At 73.0% G+C, this 14,832-nt stretch carries 12 protein-coding genes and 1 rRNA gene; 9 read left to right on the plus strand and 4 right to left on the minus strand.

Translation table 11 applies throughout. The features are described from left to right. The 3 genes from DQ238_RS17010 to DQ238_RS17020 form a co-directional block, all read right to left on the minus strand. Positions 1-122, minus strand: a 16S ribosomal RNA gene (locus DQ238_RS17010); the annotation flags it as partial. Positions 123-865: 743 nt separating this feature from the next. Continuing rightward, the gene (locus DQ238_RS17015) at positions 866-1,489 is read right to left on the minus strand and encodes an alpha-ketoglutarate-dependent dioxygenase AlkB (RefSeq protein WP_113782457.1); all 624 of its coding nucleotides are present in this window, start codon (positions 1,487-1,489) and stop codon (positions 866-868) included. A gap of 38 nt (positions 1,490-1,527) precedes the next feature. Next, entirely contained in the window at positions 1,528-3,867 is a 2,340-nt protein-coding gene (locus tag DQ238_RS17020) for a RecQ family ATP-dependent DNA helicase (protein ID WP_233496048.1), read from the minus strand. Positions 3,868-3,948: 81 nt separating this feature from the next. Between DQ238_RS17020 and DQ238_RS17025 the strand changes: the two genes are divergently transcribed. The 3 genes from DQ238_RS17025 (at position 3,949) to DQ238_RS17035 (ending at position 7,110) form a co-directional block, all read left to right on the plus strand. Next, positions 3,949-4,767, plus strand: a complete 819-nt coding sequence (locus DQ238_RS17025; RefSeq protein ID WP_113782458.1) for a PHP domain-containing protein — start codon at positions 3,949-3,951, stop codon at positions 4,765-4,767. A 46-nt stretch (positions 4,768-4,813) separates the two neighbouring features. Beyond that, entirely contained in the window at positions 4,814-5,920 is a 1,107-nt protein-coding gene (locus DQ238_RS17030; protein WP_113782459.1) for a carbamate kinase, read from the plus strand. An 86-nt stretch (positions 5,921-6,006) separates the two neighbouring features. Next, complete coding sequence (locus DQ238_RS17035; RefSeq protein ID WP_113782460.1) at positions 6,007-7,110, plus strand: ring-opening amidohydrolase; 1,104 nt, start codon at positions 6,007-6,009, stop codon at positions 7,108-7,110. Between the two features lie 229 nt (positions 7,111-7,339). Here the strand turns inward: DQ238_RS17035 and DQ238_RS17040 are convergent, their stop codons facing one another. Next, positions 7,340-8,131: an IclR family transcriptional regulator C-terminal domain-containing protein gene (locus DQ238_RS17040; protein WP_113782461.1), complete on the minus strand. Its 792-nt coding sequence runs from the start codon at positions 8,129-8,131 to the stop codon at positions 7,340-7,342. A gap of 119 nt (positions 8,132-8,250) precedes the next feature. Between DQ238_RS17040 and DQ238_RS17045 the strand changes: the two genes are divergently transcribed. From DQ238_RS17045 to DQ238_RS17070, 6 genes are all read left to right on the plus strand, one after another. Beyond that, positions 8,251-8,823 carry a flavin reductase family protein gene (locus DQ238_RS17045; RefSeq protein WP_113782462.1) on the plus strand — a complete coding sequence of 191 codons (573 nt, stop codon included), beginning with the start codon at positions 8,251-8,253 and terminating at the stop codon, positions 8,821-8,823. Between the two features lie 120 nt (positions 8,824-8,943). After that, positions 8,944-10,518, plus strand: a complete 1,575-nt coding sequence (locus DQ238_RS17050; protein ID WP_113782463.1) for a 4-hydroxyphenylacetate 3-hydroxylase N-terminal domain-containing protein — start codon at positions 8,944-8,946, stop codon at positions 10,516-10,518. Positions 10,519-10,546: 28 nt separating this feature from the next. Further along, positions 10,547-11,053, plus strand: a complete 507-nt coding sequence (locus DQ238_RS17055) for a nuclear transport factor 2 family protein (protein ID WP_199506415.1) — start codon at positions 10,547-10,549, stop codon at positions 11,051-11,053. Next, on the plus strand, positions 11,050-11,814 hold the full coding sequence (gene pcaD, locus DQ238_RS17060; RefSeq protein ID WP_113782464.1) for a 3-oxoadipate enol-lactonase: 765 nt from the start codon (positions 11,050-11,052) through the stop codon (positions 11,812-11,814). Before DQ238_RS17055 ends, pcaD begins: the two co-directional genes overlap by 4 nt. A 99-nt stretch (positions 11,815-11,913) precedes the next feature. Then, entirely contained in the window at positions 11,914-13,428 is a 1,515-nt protein-coding gene (locus DQ238_RS17065; RefSeq protein ID WP_113782465.1) for a long-chain fatty acid--CoA ligase, read from the plus strand. Then, complete coding sequence (locus tag DQ238_RS17070) at positions 13,425-14,825, plus strand: wax ester/triacylglycerol synthase family O-acyltransferase (protein ID WP_233496049.1); 1,401 nt, start codon at positions 13,425-13,427, stop codon at positions 14,823-14,825. Before DQ238_RS17065 ends, DQ238_RS17070 begins: the two co-directional genes overlap by 4 nt. Positions 14,826-14,832: the final 7 nt, after the last annotated feature.

The following is a 14,832-nucleotide window of genomic DNA, read 5'->3' on the forward strand; positions in this document are numbered from 1 at the left end:
CCACGTGTTACTCACCCGTTCGCCACTCAAGCCCACCACCGAAGCGGTGAACCCCGTTCGACTTGCATGTGTTAAGCACGCCGCCAGCGTTCGTCCTGAGCCAGGATCAAACTCTCCAAAGATGCTGCAAAAGCTCGACACCCGGCCTGACCGACCCCGAAACAACACACCCCCGAGATCAGCCAACCCACACAACCCCACAACGGGGTCACAAACCATGGCACTGACTTTCGGCACGCTGTTGAGTTCTCAAGGAACGGACACCCACGACCCCAACCCACCGGCCGTCAATCGAGGTGGCCTGACCACTGTACACCGAGCTCCGCAGCAGGCGGACCTCGAGGGTTCGTCCGGCGGTCGGCCAGGCCAGCGGCCTGTTCTCGCTCGGTGCGGGGAGAACCATACACGGCCCTGCGAGGGCGTGCAGGGGGTTCCCCTGACGGTCTCCCTGGTCCCGACCCATCCGGTCACCAGGCAGTCCGAGGTCGGTGGACGCGCGACCCGGGGTCGTTCGCCACGGACACACGGTGCAACGTCGTTCGCCACGGACACACGGTGCAACGCCATCCGCCGGCTGCCGATTCCTTCCCCCCTCGCGTCCTGTGTCACAGAGGGGGCTCGGAGTGGATGGGCTGGGCGGCTCGCGTCCCGACGTAGGACGACGACGGGTCCCCGCTCCGGTTCCCTGCGCCACCGTTTCCTGCGCCACCGTGCTCTGCGTCGTGGAGCCACGGAGGGGGAGCCGAGCGGGAGGCGGCGTGTCCTGGCACCTGCTCGCAACGCCGGCCTGTCGACGCTGCTCCCGGCTGCCACTGCGCTCCCGGTCGTGTGCGTGCCTGGGCGGGCGCGGGCCGTCCGGTCGCGGTCAAGCGACGCCACGAGGTCGAAACTGCACGCTGACCCGAGGGCCGACGGCCTTGGTGGTCTTGGGGATGCAGTGCTCCCACGTCCGCTGGCAGGAGCCGCCCATGACGACGAGGTCGCCGTGGCCCAGGGGGAGGCGCAGACTCTCGCCACCGCCCACGGGCCGCAGCAGCAGCGGCCGCGGCGACCCGAACGACACGATCGCGACCTCCGTGTCCTGGTTGCGGCCGCGGCCGATCCGGTCGCCGTGCCAGGCCACGCTGTCCCGCCCGTCGCGGTACAGGCACATGCCGGCGCTGACGAACGGCTCGCCGAGCTCCGGCCCGTAGTGGGCGCTGAGGGCGTCCCGCGCGTCGCTGAGCAGTGGGTGTGGCAGGGTCTCGCCCCCGCCGTACCAGCGCAGCAGCCGGGGAACGGCGACCTCGCGCTCGTACACCTGCCGACGGTCCGCGCGCCACCCGATGTCGCCGAGCAGCACCTCGAGGACGGCGTCCGACCCCTGCACCCAGCCGGCCAGGTGGTCCACCCAGGCGCCGCGGTCGAGGAGGTGCCGGGTCACGGTGAGCGGCGCGAGCGACGGCTCGTCGGCGAGGTCCCACATCGACGGCTGGTACGCGAGCGACATGGGCGCACACTACGCGGATTCGAACGCGTGTACGAGACTCACGCCGTCAGAGCGAGCGCGAAGGGGAGCACGCGGGAGGCTCCCGCCAGGCGCAGCTCCCGGCCGGCCACCGTCATCGTCCACCGGGAGTCGGCGAGGTCGTCGACCAGCAGCAGCGGCGCCGGACCGAGCCGGGCCAGGCGGTCGCGCAGCTCGGGACCCACCACGATCCGCTGCCACACCCCCGCCAACCGGAAGGCGCTGTTCCCGCCGGGCTGGCCGGTCGGGCCACCGTGGGCGAGGGACAACTCGCCGAGGTAGGGCAGCCGGCCGAGCCCGGCCAGCCCCTGCGCCAGCCCGGTGACCAGCCGCGGCCGCCGACGGGAGGGCACGGCAACGACCGCGGCCGGCCGCTCCGCCCAGTCCCAGGCGGCCAGCACCCGCGCGCAGGCGCGGAGGAGCTCGTCGTCGGGAGGGGCGTCGGAGACCGCGTGGTGCACAGGATCAAGGACCCCGCTGCCTCCCGTCGGCCCTTTGCCGGGTCCCGCCGCGGCCCCCTGCAGGGTCCCACCGCGAGCCTGCGAGCGGTGGGGGGCAGGGGGTCCTTCTCCGGTGGGGGGCAAGGGGTCCTTCGACTGCAGAGCAGCCGTGCCCCCGACGCCGTCGTCCCCGAGCAGGGAGCGCAACCGCTGGCCCCAGCCGAGGTCGGTGAGCCGGGCAACGGCGCGACCCGGGTCGACCTGCTCGCCGGCCGCGATCTTGCCCTTCACCCCGACGCCGAGCCGGTCGGCGCCGGTGGGCCACTGGGCGCGTGGGGCGAGCTCCACGCCCGGGCGGTCGAGCACTGCGGAGGCCGCCGCGGCGGCGTCCTCGGGGACCTCGGTCGAGTACCAGGGGCCGGCGCAGACGTCGCAGCGGCCGCAAGGTGCGGCGGTCGGGTCGTCGAGGGCCTCCTGCAGGAAGGCCATCCGGCACTGCGCCTCGTCGACCGGGCGGGCGTAGGCGATCATCGCCCGCTGCTCGGCCTCCCGGGTGCGGGTGACGCGGGCGTAGCGGTCGGCGTCGTAGACCCACGGCCGCCCGGTGGCCCGCCAGCCGCCCTGCACCCGCTCGACCGCGCCGTCGACGGCGAGCACCTTGAGCAGCAGCTCGAGCCGGGAGCGGCGGACGTCGGCCACCGTCTCCAGCCGCGCCACCGACCAGGCCGCGCCGTCGGCCATCGCCGACAGCACCGCGGCGGCGTGGTCCTCCCGCGGCATGGAGGAGGTGGCGAACCACTGCCAGATGGCGAGGTCCTCCGGGCCGGGGAGCAGCAGCACGTCGGCGTGCTCGACGGCGCGGCCGGCGCGGCCGACCTGCTGGTAGTAGCTGACCGGCGACGACGGGGCGCCGAGGTGGACGACGAAGCCCAGGTCGGGCTTGTCGAAGCCCATGCCCAGCGCCGAGGTGGCCACCAGCGCCTTCACCGCATTCGACCGCAGCGCCTCCTCGGCCTCCCGCCGGTCGGCGTCGTCCAGCCGGCCGGTGTAGGCGCGCACCCCGTGGCCGGCGTCACGCAGCAGGGACGCTGTCTCCTCCGCCGCGGCGACGGTGAGCGTGTAGACGATGCCGCTGCCCGGGAGATCGCCGAGGTGGGCGGCCAGCCAGGCCAGCCGGCCCCGGTCGGTGGACAACCGGAGCACGCCCAGGCGCAGCGAGTCGCGGGCCAGGGGGCCGCGCACCGTGGTCACCCCCACGCCGCCGGCACCGAGCTGCTCGGCGACGTCGGCGACCACCCGCTCGTTGGCGGTCGCCGTGGTGGCGAGCACGGACGTGCCCGCGGGCAGGGAGCCGAGCAGGTCGCGGATGCGCCGGTAGTCCGGACGGAAGTCGTGCCCCCAGTCGGAGACGCAGTGCGCCTCGTCGACGACGAGCAGGCCGCAGCGGGCCACCAGCCCGGGCAGCTGCTCCTCGCGGAAGCGCGGGTTGGTCAGCCGCTCCGGGGAGACCAGCAGCACGTCGACGTCGTCCGCGGCCAGGCGCGCGGCGACGTCGTCCCACTCCGTGGCGTTGGCGCTGGAGATCTCCACCGCCCGGATGCCGGCGCGCGACGCGGCGGCGACCTGATCGCGCATGAGCGCGAGCAGCGGGCTGACCAGCAGCGTGGGCCCGGCGCCGCGGCGGCGCAGCAGCGCGGTGGAGACGAAGTAGACCGCCGACTTGCCCCAGCCGGTGCGCTGCACGACCAGCGCCCGCTGCGACCGCTCGACCAATGCGGCGACGGCGGCGTCCTGCCCCTCGCGGAACTCCGCGTCGGGGCGGCCGGTCAGCTCGCGGAGGACCTCGAGGGCCTCGCACGCTCGGGGCGGGACCCGGGACGGGGCCCCTGCAGGGGGGCCGGGCGGCGCGGCGGTGCTCACGGGGTCCGACAGTAGGCAGCCGGGGCGACAGGACCGGCCGCCGCGCGCGACCTGGGGACGGAGGAGGAGAATCCACAGGCGATGCGACCGCCGGACAACCACGTGCACACCAGGTGGTCCTGGGACACGCCCGACTCCTCCACCATGGTGCGTGCCTGCGAGCGGGCGGTCGAGCGGGGCCTGCCCGCGATCGCCTTCACCGAGCACCTCGACTTCACCACGTGGTCGCCGGAGGACCGGGCCACGGCCGACGGGCTGGTCGACCGGCACGCGTCCCGGCACCTGCCGATCGACGTCGAGGGCTACGCCGCCGAGCTCGAGGAGTGCCGGGAGCGCTTCCCGGAGCTGCGCATCTGGTCCGGCGTGGAGACCGGCGAGCCGCACCTGTTCGCGGCCAGCCTCGCCGAGCACCTGCGCGCCGCGCCGGTCGACCGGGTGCTGGGCTCCCTGCACTCGCTGAGCGAGGACGGGCGGCTCTACGGGGTGGGCCGGCTGCTCTACCCCGACCCCGACACGACGATGCGCCGCTACCTGGCCGAGGTCGTCGACATGGTGGAGAGCAGCGACGTCTTCCAGGTGCTCGCGCACGTCGACTTCCCGCGGCGGTACTGGCCCGGCGGCACCGACGCCTACGCGGAGAAGGACTACGAGGAGGAGTACCGGGCGGTGTTCCGGGCGCTGGCCGGTACCGGGCGGGCGCTGGAGGTCAACACCACCAGCCCGCTGGCCTCGGTCGACCAGGTGCGCTGGTTCTACGAGGAAGGCGGCGAGGCGGTCAGCTTCGGCAGCGACGCCCACTCACCGGCGCTGGTCGGCCAGCACTTCGACCTGGCGGTGGACGTCGTCGAGGCGGCCGGCTTCCGCCCGGGCCGCGACGCCTTCGACTTCTGGCGCCGCTGACCGGTTTACTTCAGCGCTGAGGGAGTCCCCGGCTAGGGTCGGTCAGGTGACCCCTTCCCGACGCGTCGTCATCGCCCTCGGCGGCAACGCGATGACCGGCCCCGACGGGTCGGCGACGCCAGGCGCCCAGCGGGCGGCGATCGCCGCCGCCTCGGCTCACGTCGCCGAGGTCGTCGCCACCGGCGTCGAGGTGGTGCTGACCCACGGCAACGGCCCGCAGGTCGGCAACCTGCTGGTCAAGAACGAGCTCGCGGCGCACGAGGTGCCGCCGGTGCCGCTGGACTGGTGCGTGGCGCAGACGCAGGCGACCATCGGCTTCACCCTCGCCGACGAGCTCGACGCCGCGCTCGCCGCCCGCGGCCTCCCGCAGCGCACCGCCGGCCTGGTCACCCGCACCCTCGTCGACGCCGACGACCCGCACTTCCGCGAGCCGTCCAAGCCGGTCGGCCGCTTCCTGCCCCGCGAGAAGGCCGAGACGTTCGCCGCGCACGGGCAGATCTGGGAGGACCGCGGCGAGCGCGGCTGGCGGCGGGTCGTCGCCTCGCCGGAGCCGCGCTCGGTGGTCGACGTCCCCGCGGTCTCGGCGCTGGCCGCCGCCGGGTTCGTCGTCGTCTGCGCCGGTGGAGGTGGCATCCCGGTGGTGGACGATTCCGACGACCCAGCCCACCCCGGTGGGGTGCTGCGCGGCGTGGAGGCGGTCATCGACAAGGACCTCACCGCCGCCCTGCTGGCCCGCGAGCTCGGCGCGGACACCCTGGTCGTCGCCACCGACGTCCCGAACGTGATGGTGGACTTCGGCACGCCCGCCGCCCGGCCGCTGGGCCGGGTCACCGCCGCGGAGCTGCGCGAGCACGCCGCGGCCGGTCAGTTCGCCCGCGGCAGCATGGGCCCCAAAGTGGAGGCCGCGCTGCGGTTCGTGGACGGAGGCGGCGGCCGCGCCGTCATCACGTCCCTGGAGCACATCGCCGACGCCGTCGCCGGGGACGGCGTCGGCACCGTCCTGCAGGAGGACTCTCCTGCCCCCCACCGGGGAAGGACCCCGTCCTCCCCGCCCTCCGGAGAAGGACCCCCTCCTCCCCACCCCTCGCAAGCTCGGGGTGGGACCCGGGAGGGGGCCGTCCCGGGTCGGGGCCGCGGCGGGACCCTGCAGTAGAAGGACCCTCCTGCCCCACCGCTCGCACGCGCGCGGCGGGACCCTGCAGGAGCGCCACCCCGTTCCGACAGAGGAAGAGTGATCCAGTGTCCGCACCCATCGAGGTCCGCAAGGTCCCGCTGCACACCGTCAGTGACGCCTCCGAGCTGGCCAAGCTCATCGACGACGGCGTCCTCGAGGCCGACCGGGTCATCGCCGTGATCGGCAAGACTGAGGGCAACGGCGGTGTCAACGACTACACCCGGATCATCGCCGACCGCGCCTTCCGCGAGGTGCTGACGGAGAAGGGGTCGCGCTCGGCCGAGGAGGTCAAGCAGATCCCGATCGTGTGGTCCGGCGGCACCGACGGCGTCATCAGCCCGCACGCGACGATCTTCGCGACCCTCCCCGAGGACGCCGTCGAGAAGACCGACGAGCCGCGGCTGACCGTCGGCTACGCGATGAGCGAGCAGATCCTCCCGGAGGACATCGGCCGCGTGGCGATGATCGAGAAGGTCGCCGCCGGTGTGGAGAAGGCGATGGCCGAGGCCGGCATCGAGGACCCGGCCGACGTCCACTACGTGCAGACCAAGACGCCGCTGCTGACCATCGAGACCATCCGCGACGCCAAGAGCCGCGGCAAGACGGTGTGGACCGAGCACACCCACGAGTCGATGGACCTCTCCAACGCCACCACGGCGCTGGGCATCGCGGTCGCGCTCGGCGAGATCGAGATGCCCAGCGACGAGGACGTCATGCACGACCTGTCGCTGTACAGCTCGGTGGCCTCCTGCTCGTCGGGGGTGGAGCTGGACCGGGCGCAGATCGTCGTCGTCGGCAACGCCCGCGGCCACGGCGGGGACTACCGGATCGGCCACTCGGTGATGAAGGACGCCCTCGACCAGGACGGCATCTGGGAGGCGATCCGCGACGCCGGGCTGGAGCTGCCGGAGCGGCCGCACTCCAGCGACCTGGGCGACCGCCTGGTCAACGTCTTCCTCAAGTGCGAGGCCGACCCGGACGGCGTCGTCCGCGGCCGGCGCAACGCCATGCTCGACGACTCCGACGTGCACTGGCACCGGCAGATCAAGGCGACCGTCGGTGGCGTGACCGCCGCCGTCACCGGCGACCCCGCCGTCTTCGTCTCGGTGGCCGCGGTGCACCAGGGGCCGTCCGGCGGCGGCCCGGTGGCCGCGATCGTGAAGGCCTGACGACCACCCGACCCCAGCAGTGGTCATGGGGTCGTTGCCGGCTGGCACGGCGCCACTGGCGTGTCAGCCGGCAACGACCCCGTGATCGTCGGGGCATCCGTGCCGGGCCCACCCGGACGTCGAGCAGCCCCTCGACGGGCAGGGCGACGAGAGCGTCGAGGGCCGTGCATGGCGCAGCACGTACGACAGCCGCTTGCTGCGCCGGACGAGGTCCTGTCGGTCCACGCCGTCACGCCCGGCCGCCGAACTCGGCGGTGATGCGCGCGGCGGTCTCCAGCAGCAGCGGCACGACCCTGCGCTGCAGCTCGCCCCGGCTCGACCGCCCGACCGAGGTGGACGACGCGAGCGCGGCCACCACCTGCCCCGAGCGGTCCCGGACGGGCGCCGAGGCCGACAGCAGCCCGGCCTCCAGCTCCTCGGCCACGACCGCCCAGCCCTGCTCGCGCACCCGGGCCAGCTCGGCCCGCAGCGCCGAGGGGTCGGTGACCGTCGACGGCGTGATCGCCCGGAGCGGACGGCGGTGGAGGACGGAGTCGACGACCGGCGTCGGCGCCCAGGCCAGCAGCACGCGACCCATCGAGGTGGCGTAGGCGGGCACCCGCGTGCCCACGGAGACGTTGATGCTCATGATCCGGCGGACCGGCACCCGGGCGACGTAGACGGCGTCGTCCCCGTCCAGCGTCGCCAGCGACGCCGACTCGTGCGTCTCCTCGGCCAGGCGCAGCAGGTGCGGCTGCGACACCTCGATGAGGGCGTGCGACGCGGTGTAGTGCTGGCCGATGGACAGCACCCGCGGGGTCAGCGACCAGCGCCCGTCGTGGCCCCGGACGTAGCCCATCCGCTCCAGGGTGATGAGGAACCGCCGGACGGCCGGCCGCGAGAAGCCGGTGATCCGGGACAGCTCGGCCAGCGTCGGCTCGGGGTGCTCCTCGTCGAAGGCCAGCAGCACTGCGATGCCCCGCTCGAGGCTCTGCACGTGGTCACGGTCGCCATGTGTGCTCTCGCGCTCCCCCACGGACATCGACGCCCATCCTCCTGCACCGTGGGGCTTGACGGGACGGCGTGACCCGCAGCACACTTTCCGCACGCTCAGCGGTCAGTGTGTACGCACAGCGTACACCTCGACGTGGAGGAGGGTCGGTGCCCGACCCACGCAGCACCCGCAACGCCTTCGGGCGGTTCGCCACCGGCGTCACCGTCGTCACCTGCGCCAAGGACGACGGCGTGCCGCACGGCGCCACCGTCAACGCGTTCACCGCCGTCTCGCTGGAGCCGGCGCTGTGCCAGGTGACGCTCACCCGCCAGTCGCGGGCCTGTGCCCACCTGGAGGGGGCGCCGTTCGCGGTGAACGTGCTGGCTGCCGACCAGCTGGACACCGCCTGGCACTTCGCCGGGCGGCCGCAGCACCTCGAGCCGGCGTGGGCCCAGGGGCCGACGTCGCCGGTGCTGGTGGGCACCGCGGCCACCATCTCCTGCCGGCCGTGGCGGACCTACGACGGCGGGGACCACCTCATCGTCATCGGGGAGGTCGTCGACCTGGCGGTCACCGACGCCGACCCGCTGCTGTTCTTCGGCGGCCGGTTCCGCGAGCTGGCCCCGCCGCGCACCGGCGTCCACTGGGCCGCCTCGCTCGACAGCCCCGAGCTGGGCTGGTTCGACGCCAGCAGCGCCTTCCCCGCCCTGCGCTCGCACGCCTCCCGCGCCATGTCCTGAACGAGGCCCCGTCCCGGGTCCCGCCCCGAGCTCGCGAGGGGTGGGGAGGACGGGGTCCTTTCACCGCTTCTCTGCACACCCCGCAGTGCCCGGCTCCACCGACGCAGAAGGGTCCCACCCGTGACACTCGAGAAGGAGCGCACCGCTCCGGCCGTGGACGTGCCCACGGCCACCCGCCCGATGACCGGCGACGAGTACATCGAGAGCATCCGCGACGACCGGGAGGTGTGGATCTACGGCGAGCGGGTCGCCGACGTGACGACCCACCCGGCCTTCCGCAACCCGGTGCGCATGACCGCCCGGCTCTACGACGCGCTGCACGACCCGGCGCACCAGGACGTGCTGACCGTGCCGACCGACACCGGCAACGGCGGGGTCACCCACCCGTTCTTCCGCGCGCCGCACTCGACCGAGGACATGCGCCGCGACCGGGACGCGATCGCCGCCTGGGCGCGGATGACCTACGGCTGGATGGGCCGAGCCCCCGACTACAAGGCCAGCTTCCTCGGCACCCTCGGCGCCAACAGCGAGTTCTACGCGCCCTACGAGGCCAACGCGAAGCGCTGGTACAAGGAGTCGCAGGAGAAGGTCCTGTACTGGAACCACGCGATCATCAACCCACCGGTCGACCGCAACCTCCCGCCCGACGAGGTCGGCGACGTCTTCATGAAGGTGGAGCAGGAGACCGACGCCGGGTTGGTCGTCTCCGGCGCCAAGGTCGTGGCCACCGGCTCGGCGATCACCAACTACAACTTCATCGCCCACTACGGGCTGCCCATCAAGAAGAAGGAGTTCGCGCTCATCTGCACGGTGCCGATGGACGCACCGGGCATCAAGCTGATCTGCCGCGCCTCCTACACCCAGCAGGCCGCGGTCATGGGCAGCCCGTTCGACTACCCGCTGTCCTCCCGGATGGACGAGAACGACACGATCTTCGTGTTCGACAAGGTCCTCGTGCCGTGGGAGAACGTCTTCCTCTACGGCGACATCGAGAAGATCAACGGCTTCTTCCCGGTCTCCGGCTTCATCCCGCGGTTCACGCTGCACGGCTGCACCCGCCTGGCGGTCAAGCTCGACTTCATCGCCGGCCTGCTGCTCAAGGCGCTGGAGGCCACCGGCAGCAAGGACTTCCGCGGCGTGCAGACCCGGGTCGGCGAGGTCATCGGCTGGCGCAACGTCTTCTGGGCGCTCACCGACGCCATGTGCGCCAACCCCGACGAGTGGGTCGGCGGCACCCTGCTGCCCAAGCTCGACTACGGGCTGACCTACCGGATGTTCATGATCCAGGGCTATCCGCGGGTCAAGGAGATCATCGAGTCCGACGTCGCCAGCGGGCTGATCTACCTCAACTCGCACGCCATCGACTTCCAGACCCCCGAGGTGCGGCCCTATCTCGACAAGTACGTGCGCGGGTCCAACGGCATCGAGGCCGTCGACCGGGTCAAGGTCATGAAGGCCCTGTGGGACGCCGTGGGCACCGAGTTCGGCGGCCGGCACGAGCTCTACGAGCGCAACTACTCCGGCAACCACGAGAACGTGAAGGCCGAGCTCCTCTTCGCCGCCGAGGCGCAGGGCACGACCGGCGCGATGAAGGGCCTCGCCGAGGCCTGCCTGGCCGAGTACGACCTCGACGGCTGGACCGTCCCCGACCTCATCGGCAACGACGACGTCTCCTTCTTCTCCCGCACCCGGTGAGCAGGGACCCCGGCCCCCCGGCGGACCCGTGAGCGACCTCGAGACCCGGCTGCGGCGCATGGAGGACACGGTGTGCCTCCACGACGACATCGAGGCGATCCGCGCGCTCGACGCCGCCTACTGCCGACTGCTCGACAGCGGTGACTGGCCGGCGCTGGTGGCGCTGTTCCTGCCCGACGGCACCTTCGACGGGCTGGCGGTGGTCACCGGCTCGGCCGACCTGCTGGCCTTCTTCTCCGGCCTGGCCGACGGCGGCATGCGGTTCTGGCACCACGTCTCCAACCACGAGGTCGAGGTCGAGGGCGACACCGCGACGGTGCGCTCGGTGCTGTGGCAGCCGTGCGTCGTCGACGGCGTCCCGCACGTCGCCGCGGGGCGGTACTCCGACCGGCTGGTCCGCACCGACGACGGCTGGCGGTACGCGGTCAAGCAGGTGCGCTTCGACTACTGGGCGCCGCTGGCGGACGGCTGGGACCACCACCGGTTCGGCTTCGCGCCGGCCGCGGGCGCCGCCACCCCGGAGGGGCCGGCGTGACCGCCCGCCTGTCCGCCGTCGTCGAAGGTCCGGACGACGCCCCGGCCCTGGTGCTCGGCCCGTCGCTGGGTACCGGCGTCGGGCTGTTCGACGCCCAGGCCGCCGAGTTCGCCGGCCGGTTCCGCGTGGTCCGCTACGACCTGCGCGGGCACGGGAGCTCGGAGGTGGTGCCGGGTGCGTGCACGATGGCCGACCTGGCCGGTGACGTGGTGGCGCTGCTCGACCGGCTGGGCATCGCGCGGTTCGCCTACGCCGGGGTGTCGATCGGCGGGGCGATCGGGCTGCAGTTGGCGCTGACCGTGCCCGAGCGGCTGGACGGGCTGGCGATCATCGCCTCGGCCGCCCGGTTCGCCGACCCGCCCTCGTGGGCGGTGCGGGCACAGCAGGTGCGCGAGCAGGGCACGGAGTTCCTCGTCCCCTCGCGCACCGGTACCTGGTTCACCACCGAGTGGGCGCAGGCCCACCCGACGGAGGCCGGGGAGCTGGTGGGGATGCTGCGGGCCACCCCACCCGAGGGCTACGCGGCCTGCTGCGAGGCGATCGGCGCCTTCGACGTCCGCGACCGGCTGAGGGAGATCACCGCCCCCACCCTGTGCATCGCCGGCGCCGAGGATCCCGCGACACCGCCCGCGATGGTGCGGGAGGTCGCCGACGGTGTCGGCGGCGCGGAGCTCGCCGTCGTCCCGGGGGCGGCCCACCTGCCCACCGCCACCGACCCGGACACCGTGAACGCCGCTCTGCGCCGGCTCCTGGAGCGCTGAGGGGCTCGCCGCCCGGGGCGTCTCCTGCCGTGGCGACACCGGGTCGACACCGGTGCAGCGGGGGCGCAAGCTGGCACCCTGCGCGGAGAGGGACTCGACATGGACTTCAACCTGGCAGTGATCCTCCGTGAGTCGGCGGCACGGACGCCGGACAGACCGGTCGCGCTGTACGACGGCGGGACGATGAGCTACGCCGAGCTCGACCGTCTCTCCGGACAGGTGGCCGCCGGTCTCGTGCGGGTCGGCATCGGCCCCGGCGACGCGGTGGGCCTGCAGTTGCCGAACATCCCGCAGTTCCTCGTCGCCTACTTCGGCATCCTCAAGGCCGGCGGCGTCGTCGTCCCGATGAACGTCCTGCTGAAGGCGCCCGAGGTCGCGCACTACCTCGGCGACTCCGACGCCAAGGCGCTCATCACGTACGCGGGCGTTCTCGACGACGCCGCCAAGGGAGCGGCCGAGGCCGGGGTCGCGGACGTCTTCGTCGTCGGGCCGGCGCCCGAGGCCAACGCCGCGGCTCCGTTCGAGCAGCTCCTGGCCGACGTCGACCCGTCGCAGGCTCCGTTCGCCCCGCGCCGCCCGACCGACACCGCCGTCATCATCTACACCTCCGGGACGACCGGTCGCCCCAAGGGTGCCGAGCTGACCCACTTCGGGCTGTACATGAACTGCGACATCCCGGGCCGGCTGTTCTCCATGCGGGACGACGACATCGTGCTCACGGTGCTGCCGCTGTTCCACGTCTTCGGCCTGTCGAGCGTGCTCAACATCGCCGTCCGCTTCGGCGGCACGATGTCGCTGGTCCCCCGCTTCGACCCGGCGACGGTGCTGGAGCGGATCCAGCGCGACCGGGCCACGGTCTTCGAGGGCGTCCCGACGATGTTCGTCGGACTGCTGCACGCCCCGGACCTCGACCGGTACGACGTGTCCTCGCTGCGGATCGCGGTCTCCGGCGGCGCAGCCATCCCCGCCGAGGTCATCGACGCGTTCGAGCAGCGCTTCGGCGTCGTGATCCTGGAGGGCTACGGGCTCTCGGAGACCGCGTCGACGGCGACGTTCAACGTCAGCGCGGAGGAGCGGAAGGTCTACAGCGTCGGCAAGGCGATCTGGGGGACCGAGGTGCAGGTCTGGGACCGGGACGGGCGCCGGCTGCCACCGGGCAGGGACAACGTCGGCGAGTTCGTCGTCCGCGGCTACAACGTGACCAAGGGCTACTACAACCGGCCCGAGGCGACCGCCGAGGCGTTCGCCGGCGGCTGGTTCCACACCGGCGACCTCGGCTACCAGGACGAGGACGGTTTCTTCTTCATCGTCGACCGCAAGAAGGACCTCATCATCCGCGGCGGCTACAACGTCTACCCCCGCGAGGTCGAGGAGGTCCTCTACAGCCATTCGGCCGTCGCGGAGGCTGCCGTGATCGGGATCCCCGACGAGCGGCTCGGAGAGGAGGTCAAGGCGTTCCTCGCGCTCAAGCGGGGCACCGAGCTGACGGAGGACGAGGTCATCTCCTTCACCCGGGAGCGGCTCGCGGCCTACAAGTACCCACGGAGCGTCGAGTTCCGCGACGAGCTGCCGAAGGGCCCCACCGGCAAGCTGCTGAAGACGGAGCTGCGGTGACCGACCGGCTGAGCGCGCAGGACACGTCGTTCCTGCAGATCGAGTCGGACAACCAGCCGATGCACGTCGGGTTCGTCTCGATCTTCGAGGGGCCGGCACCCGGGTACGGCGACCTGGTCCGGCGGATCGCCGCCAAGCTGCACCTCGTGCCGCGCTACCGCCAGCGGGTGCGCTTCGTGCCCGGCATGCTCGGCCGGCCGGTGTGGACCGACGACGAGCACTTCCAGATCCTCTACCACGTCCGGCACACCGCGGTCCCCTCGCCCGGAGGGGACGAGCAGCTGCGCAACCTCGCCGGACGAGTGCTCGCCCAGCACCTCGACCGCGCGAAGCCGCTGTGGGAGATGTGGCTGGTCGAGGGCCTCGAGGGCGGTCGGTGGGCGATCATCTCGAAGATCCACCACGCCATGGTGGACGGCGTGTCGGCCACCAACCTGATGACCGTGCTCTTCGACAGCGCCCCCGACGCCGCGGAGGCGCCCGCGCCGGAGTGGCGCCCCCAGCGCTCGCCGTCCGGGGTGCGGCTGCTCGCCGGGGCGTTCGCCGACGGGGTCACCGCCCCGCTGGAGAACCTCGCAGCGGCCAGCCCGCTCCTGCGGACCGCACGGTCCCCGGTCGAGCCGATGCGCCTGGCCCGCCGGCTGGCCAGCCGGCCCCTCCGCCGGACGGTGACGTCGCTGAACGGACCGACCGGGCCGAACCGCAGGTGGCGGTGGGTGGCGCAGTCGCTCGGCGACGCCAAGGCGGTGCGGACGGCGCTCGGTGGCACCGTCAACGACGTGGTGCTCGCCGTGATCACGCGGGGGTTCCGCGACCTGCTGCTGCACCGCGGGGAGCGGGTGGAGGGCAGCATCGTGCGCACGATGGTGCCCGTGTCGGTGCGCGCCTCCGCGGAGCACGGCGTGCCGAACAACCGGGTGTCGGCGGTCTACGCCGAGCTGCCCGTCGGCATCGCCGATCCGGTGGAGCGCCTCGCCGACATCCGCGCGCAGATGGACGGCCTCAAGGAGTCCGGGCAGGCCGTCGCCGGCGACGTGCTGGTCAGGCTCGCCGGCTTCGCCCCCGCGATGCTGCTCGACCTCGGCGCCCGCGCCGCGGCGCGCTGGCCCAACTGGCTGGTGCAGACGGTCACGACCAACGTGCCCGGGCCGCGGACCCCGCTCTACCTCCTCGGTCGCCGCCTGGAGACCTACCACCCCTACGTCCCGCTGGGCGGCCAGGTCCGGATCGGCGTCGCCATCATCTCCTACCTGGACTTCCTCAACTTCGGCGTCACCGCGGACTTCGACACCGTCCCCGACATCGACGTGCTCGGCGACGGGATCAGCACCGGCCTGGCCGAGTACGTCGACCTGGCGGGCAGCTCGCCCACCGCGGGGTCCTTCTCCGAGGGGTGAGGGGGTC

The sequence above is a fragment of the Geodermatophilus sp. TF02-6 genome, assembly GCF_003319115.1.
Lineage (GTDB): Bacteria > Actinomycetota > Actinomycetes > Mycobacteriales > Geodermatophilaceae > Geodermatophilus.

Bases quoted from the DNA above. Each gene is read 5' to 3' on its own strand.
- DQ238_RS17015 (WP_113782457.1), bottom strand. From the start codon at position 1,489: ATGTCGCTCGCGTACCAGCCGTCGATGTGGGACCTCGCCGACGAGCCG.
- DQ238_RS17025 (WP_113782458.1), top strand. From the start codon at position 3,949: ATGCGACCGCCGGACAACCACGTGCACACCAGGTGGTCCTGGGACACG.
- DQ238_RS17040 (WP_113782461.1), bottom strand. From the start codon at position 8,131: ATGTCCGTGGGGGAGCGCGAGAGCACACATGGCGACCGTGACCACGTG.
- DQ238_RS17065 (WP_113782465.1), top strand. From the start codon at position 11,914: ATGGACTTCAACCTGGCAGTGATCCTCCGTGAGTCGGCGGCACGGACG.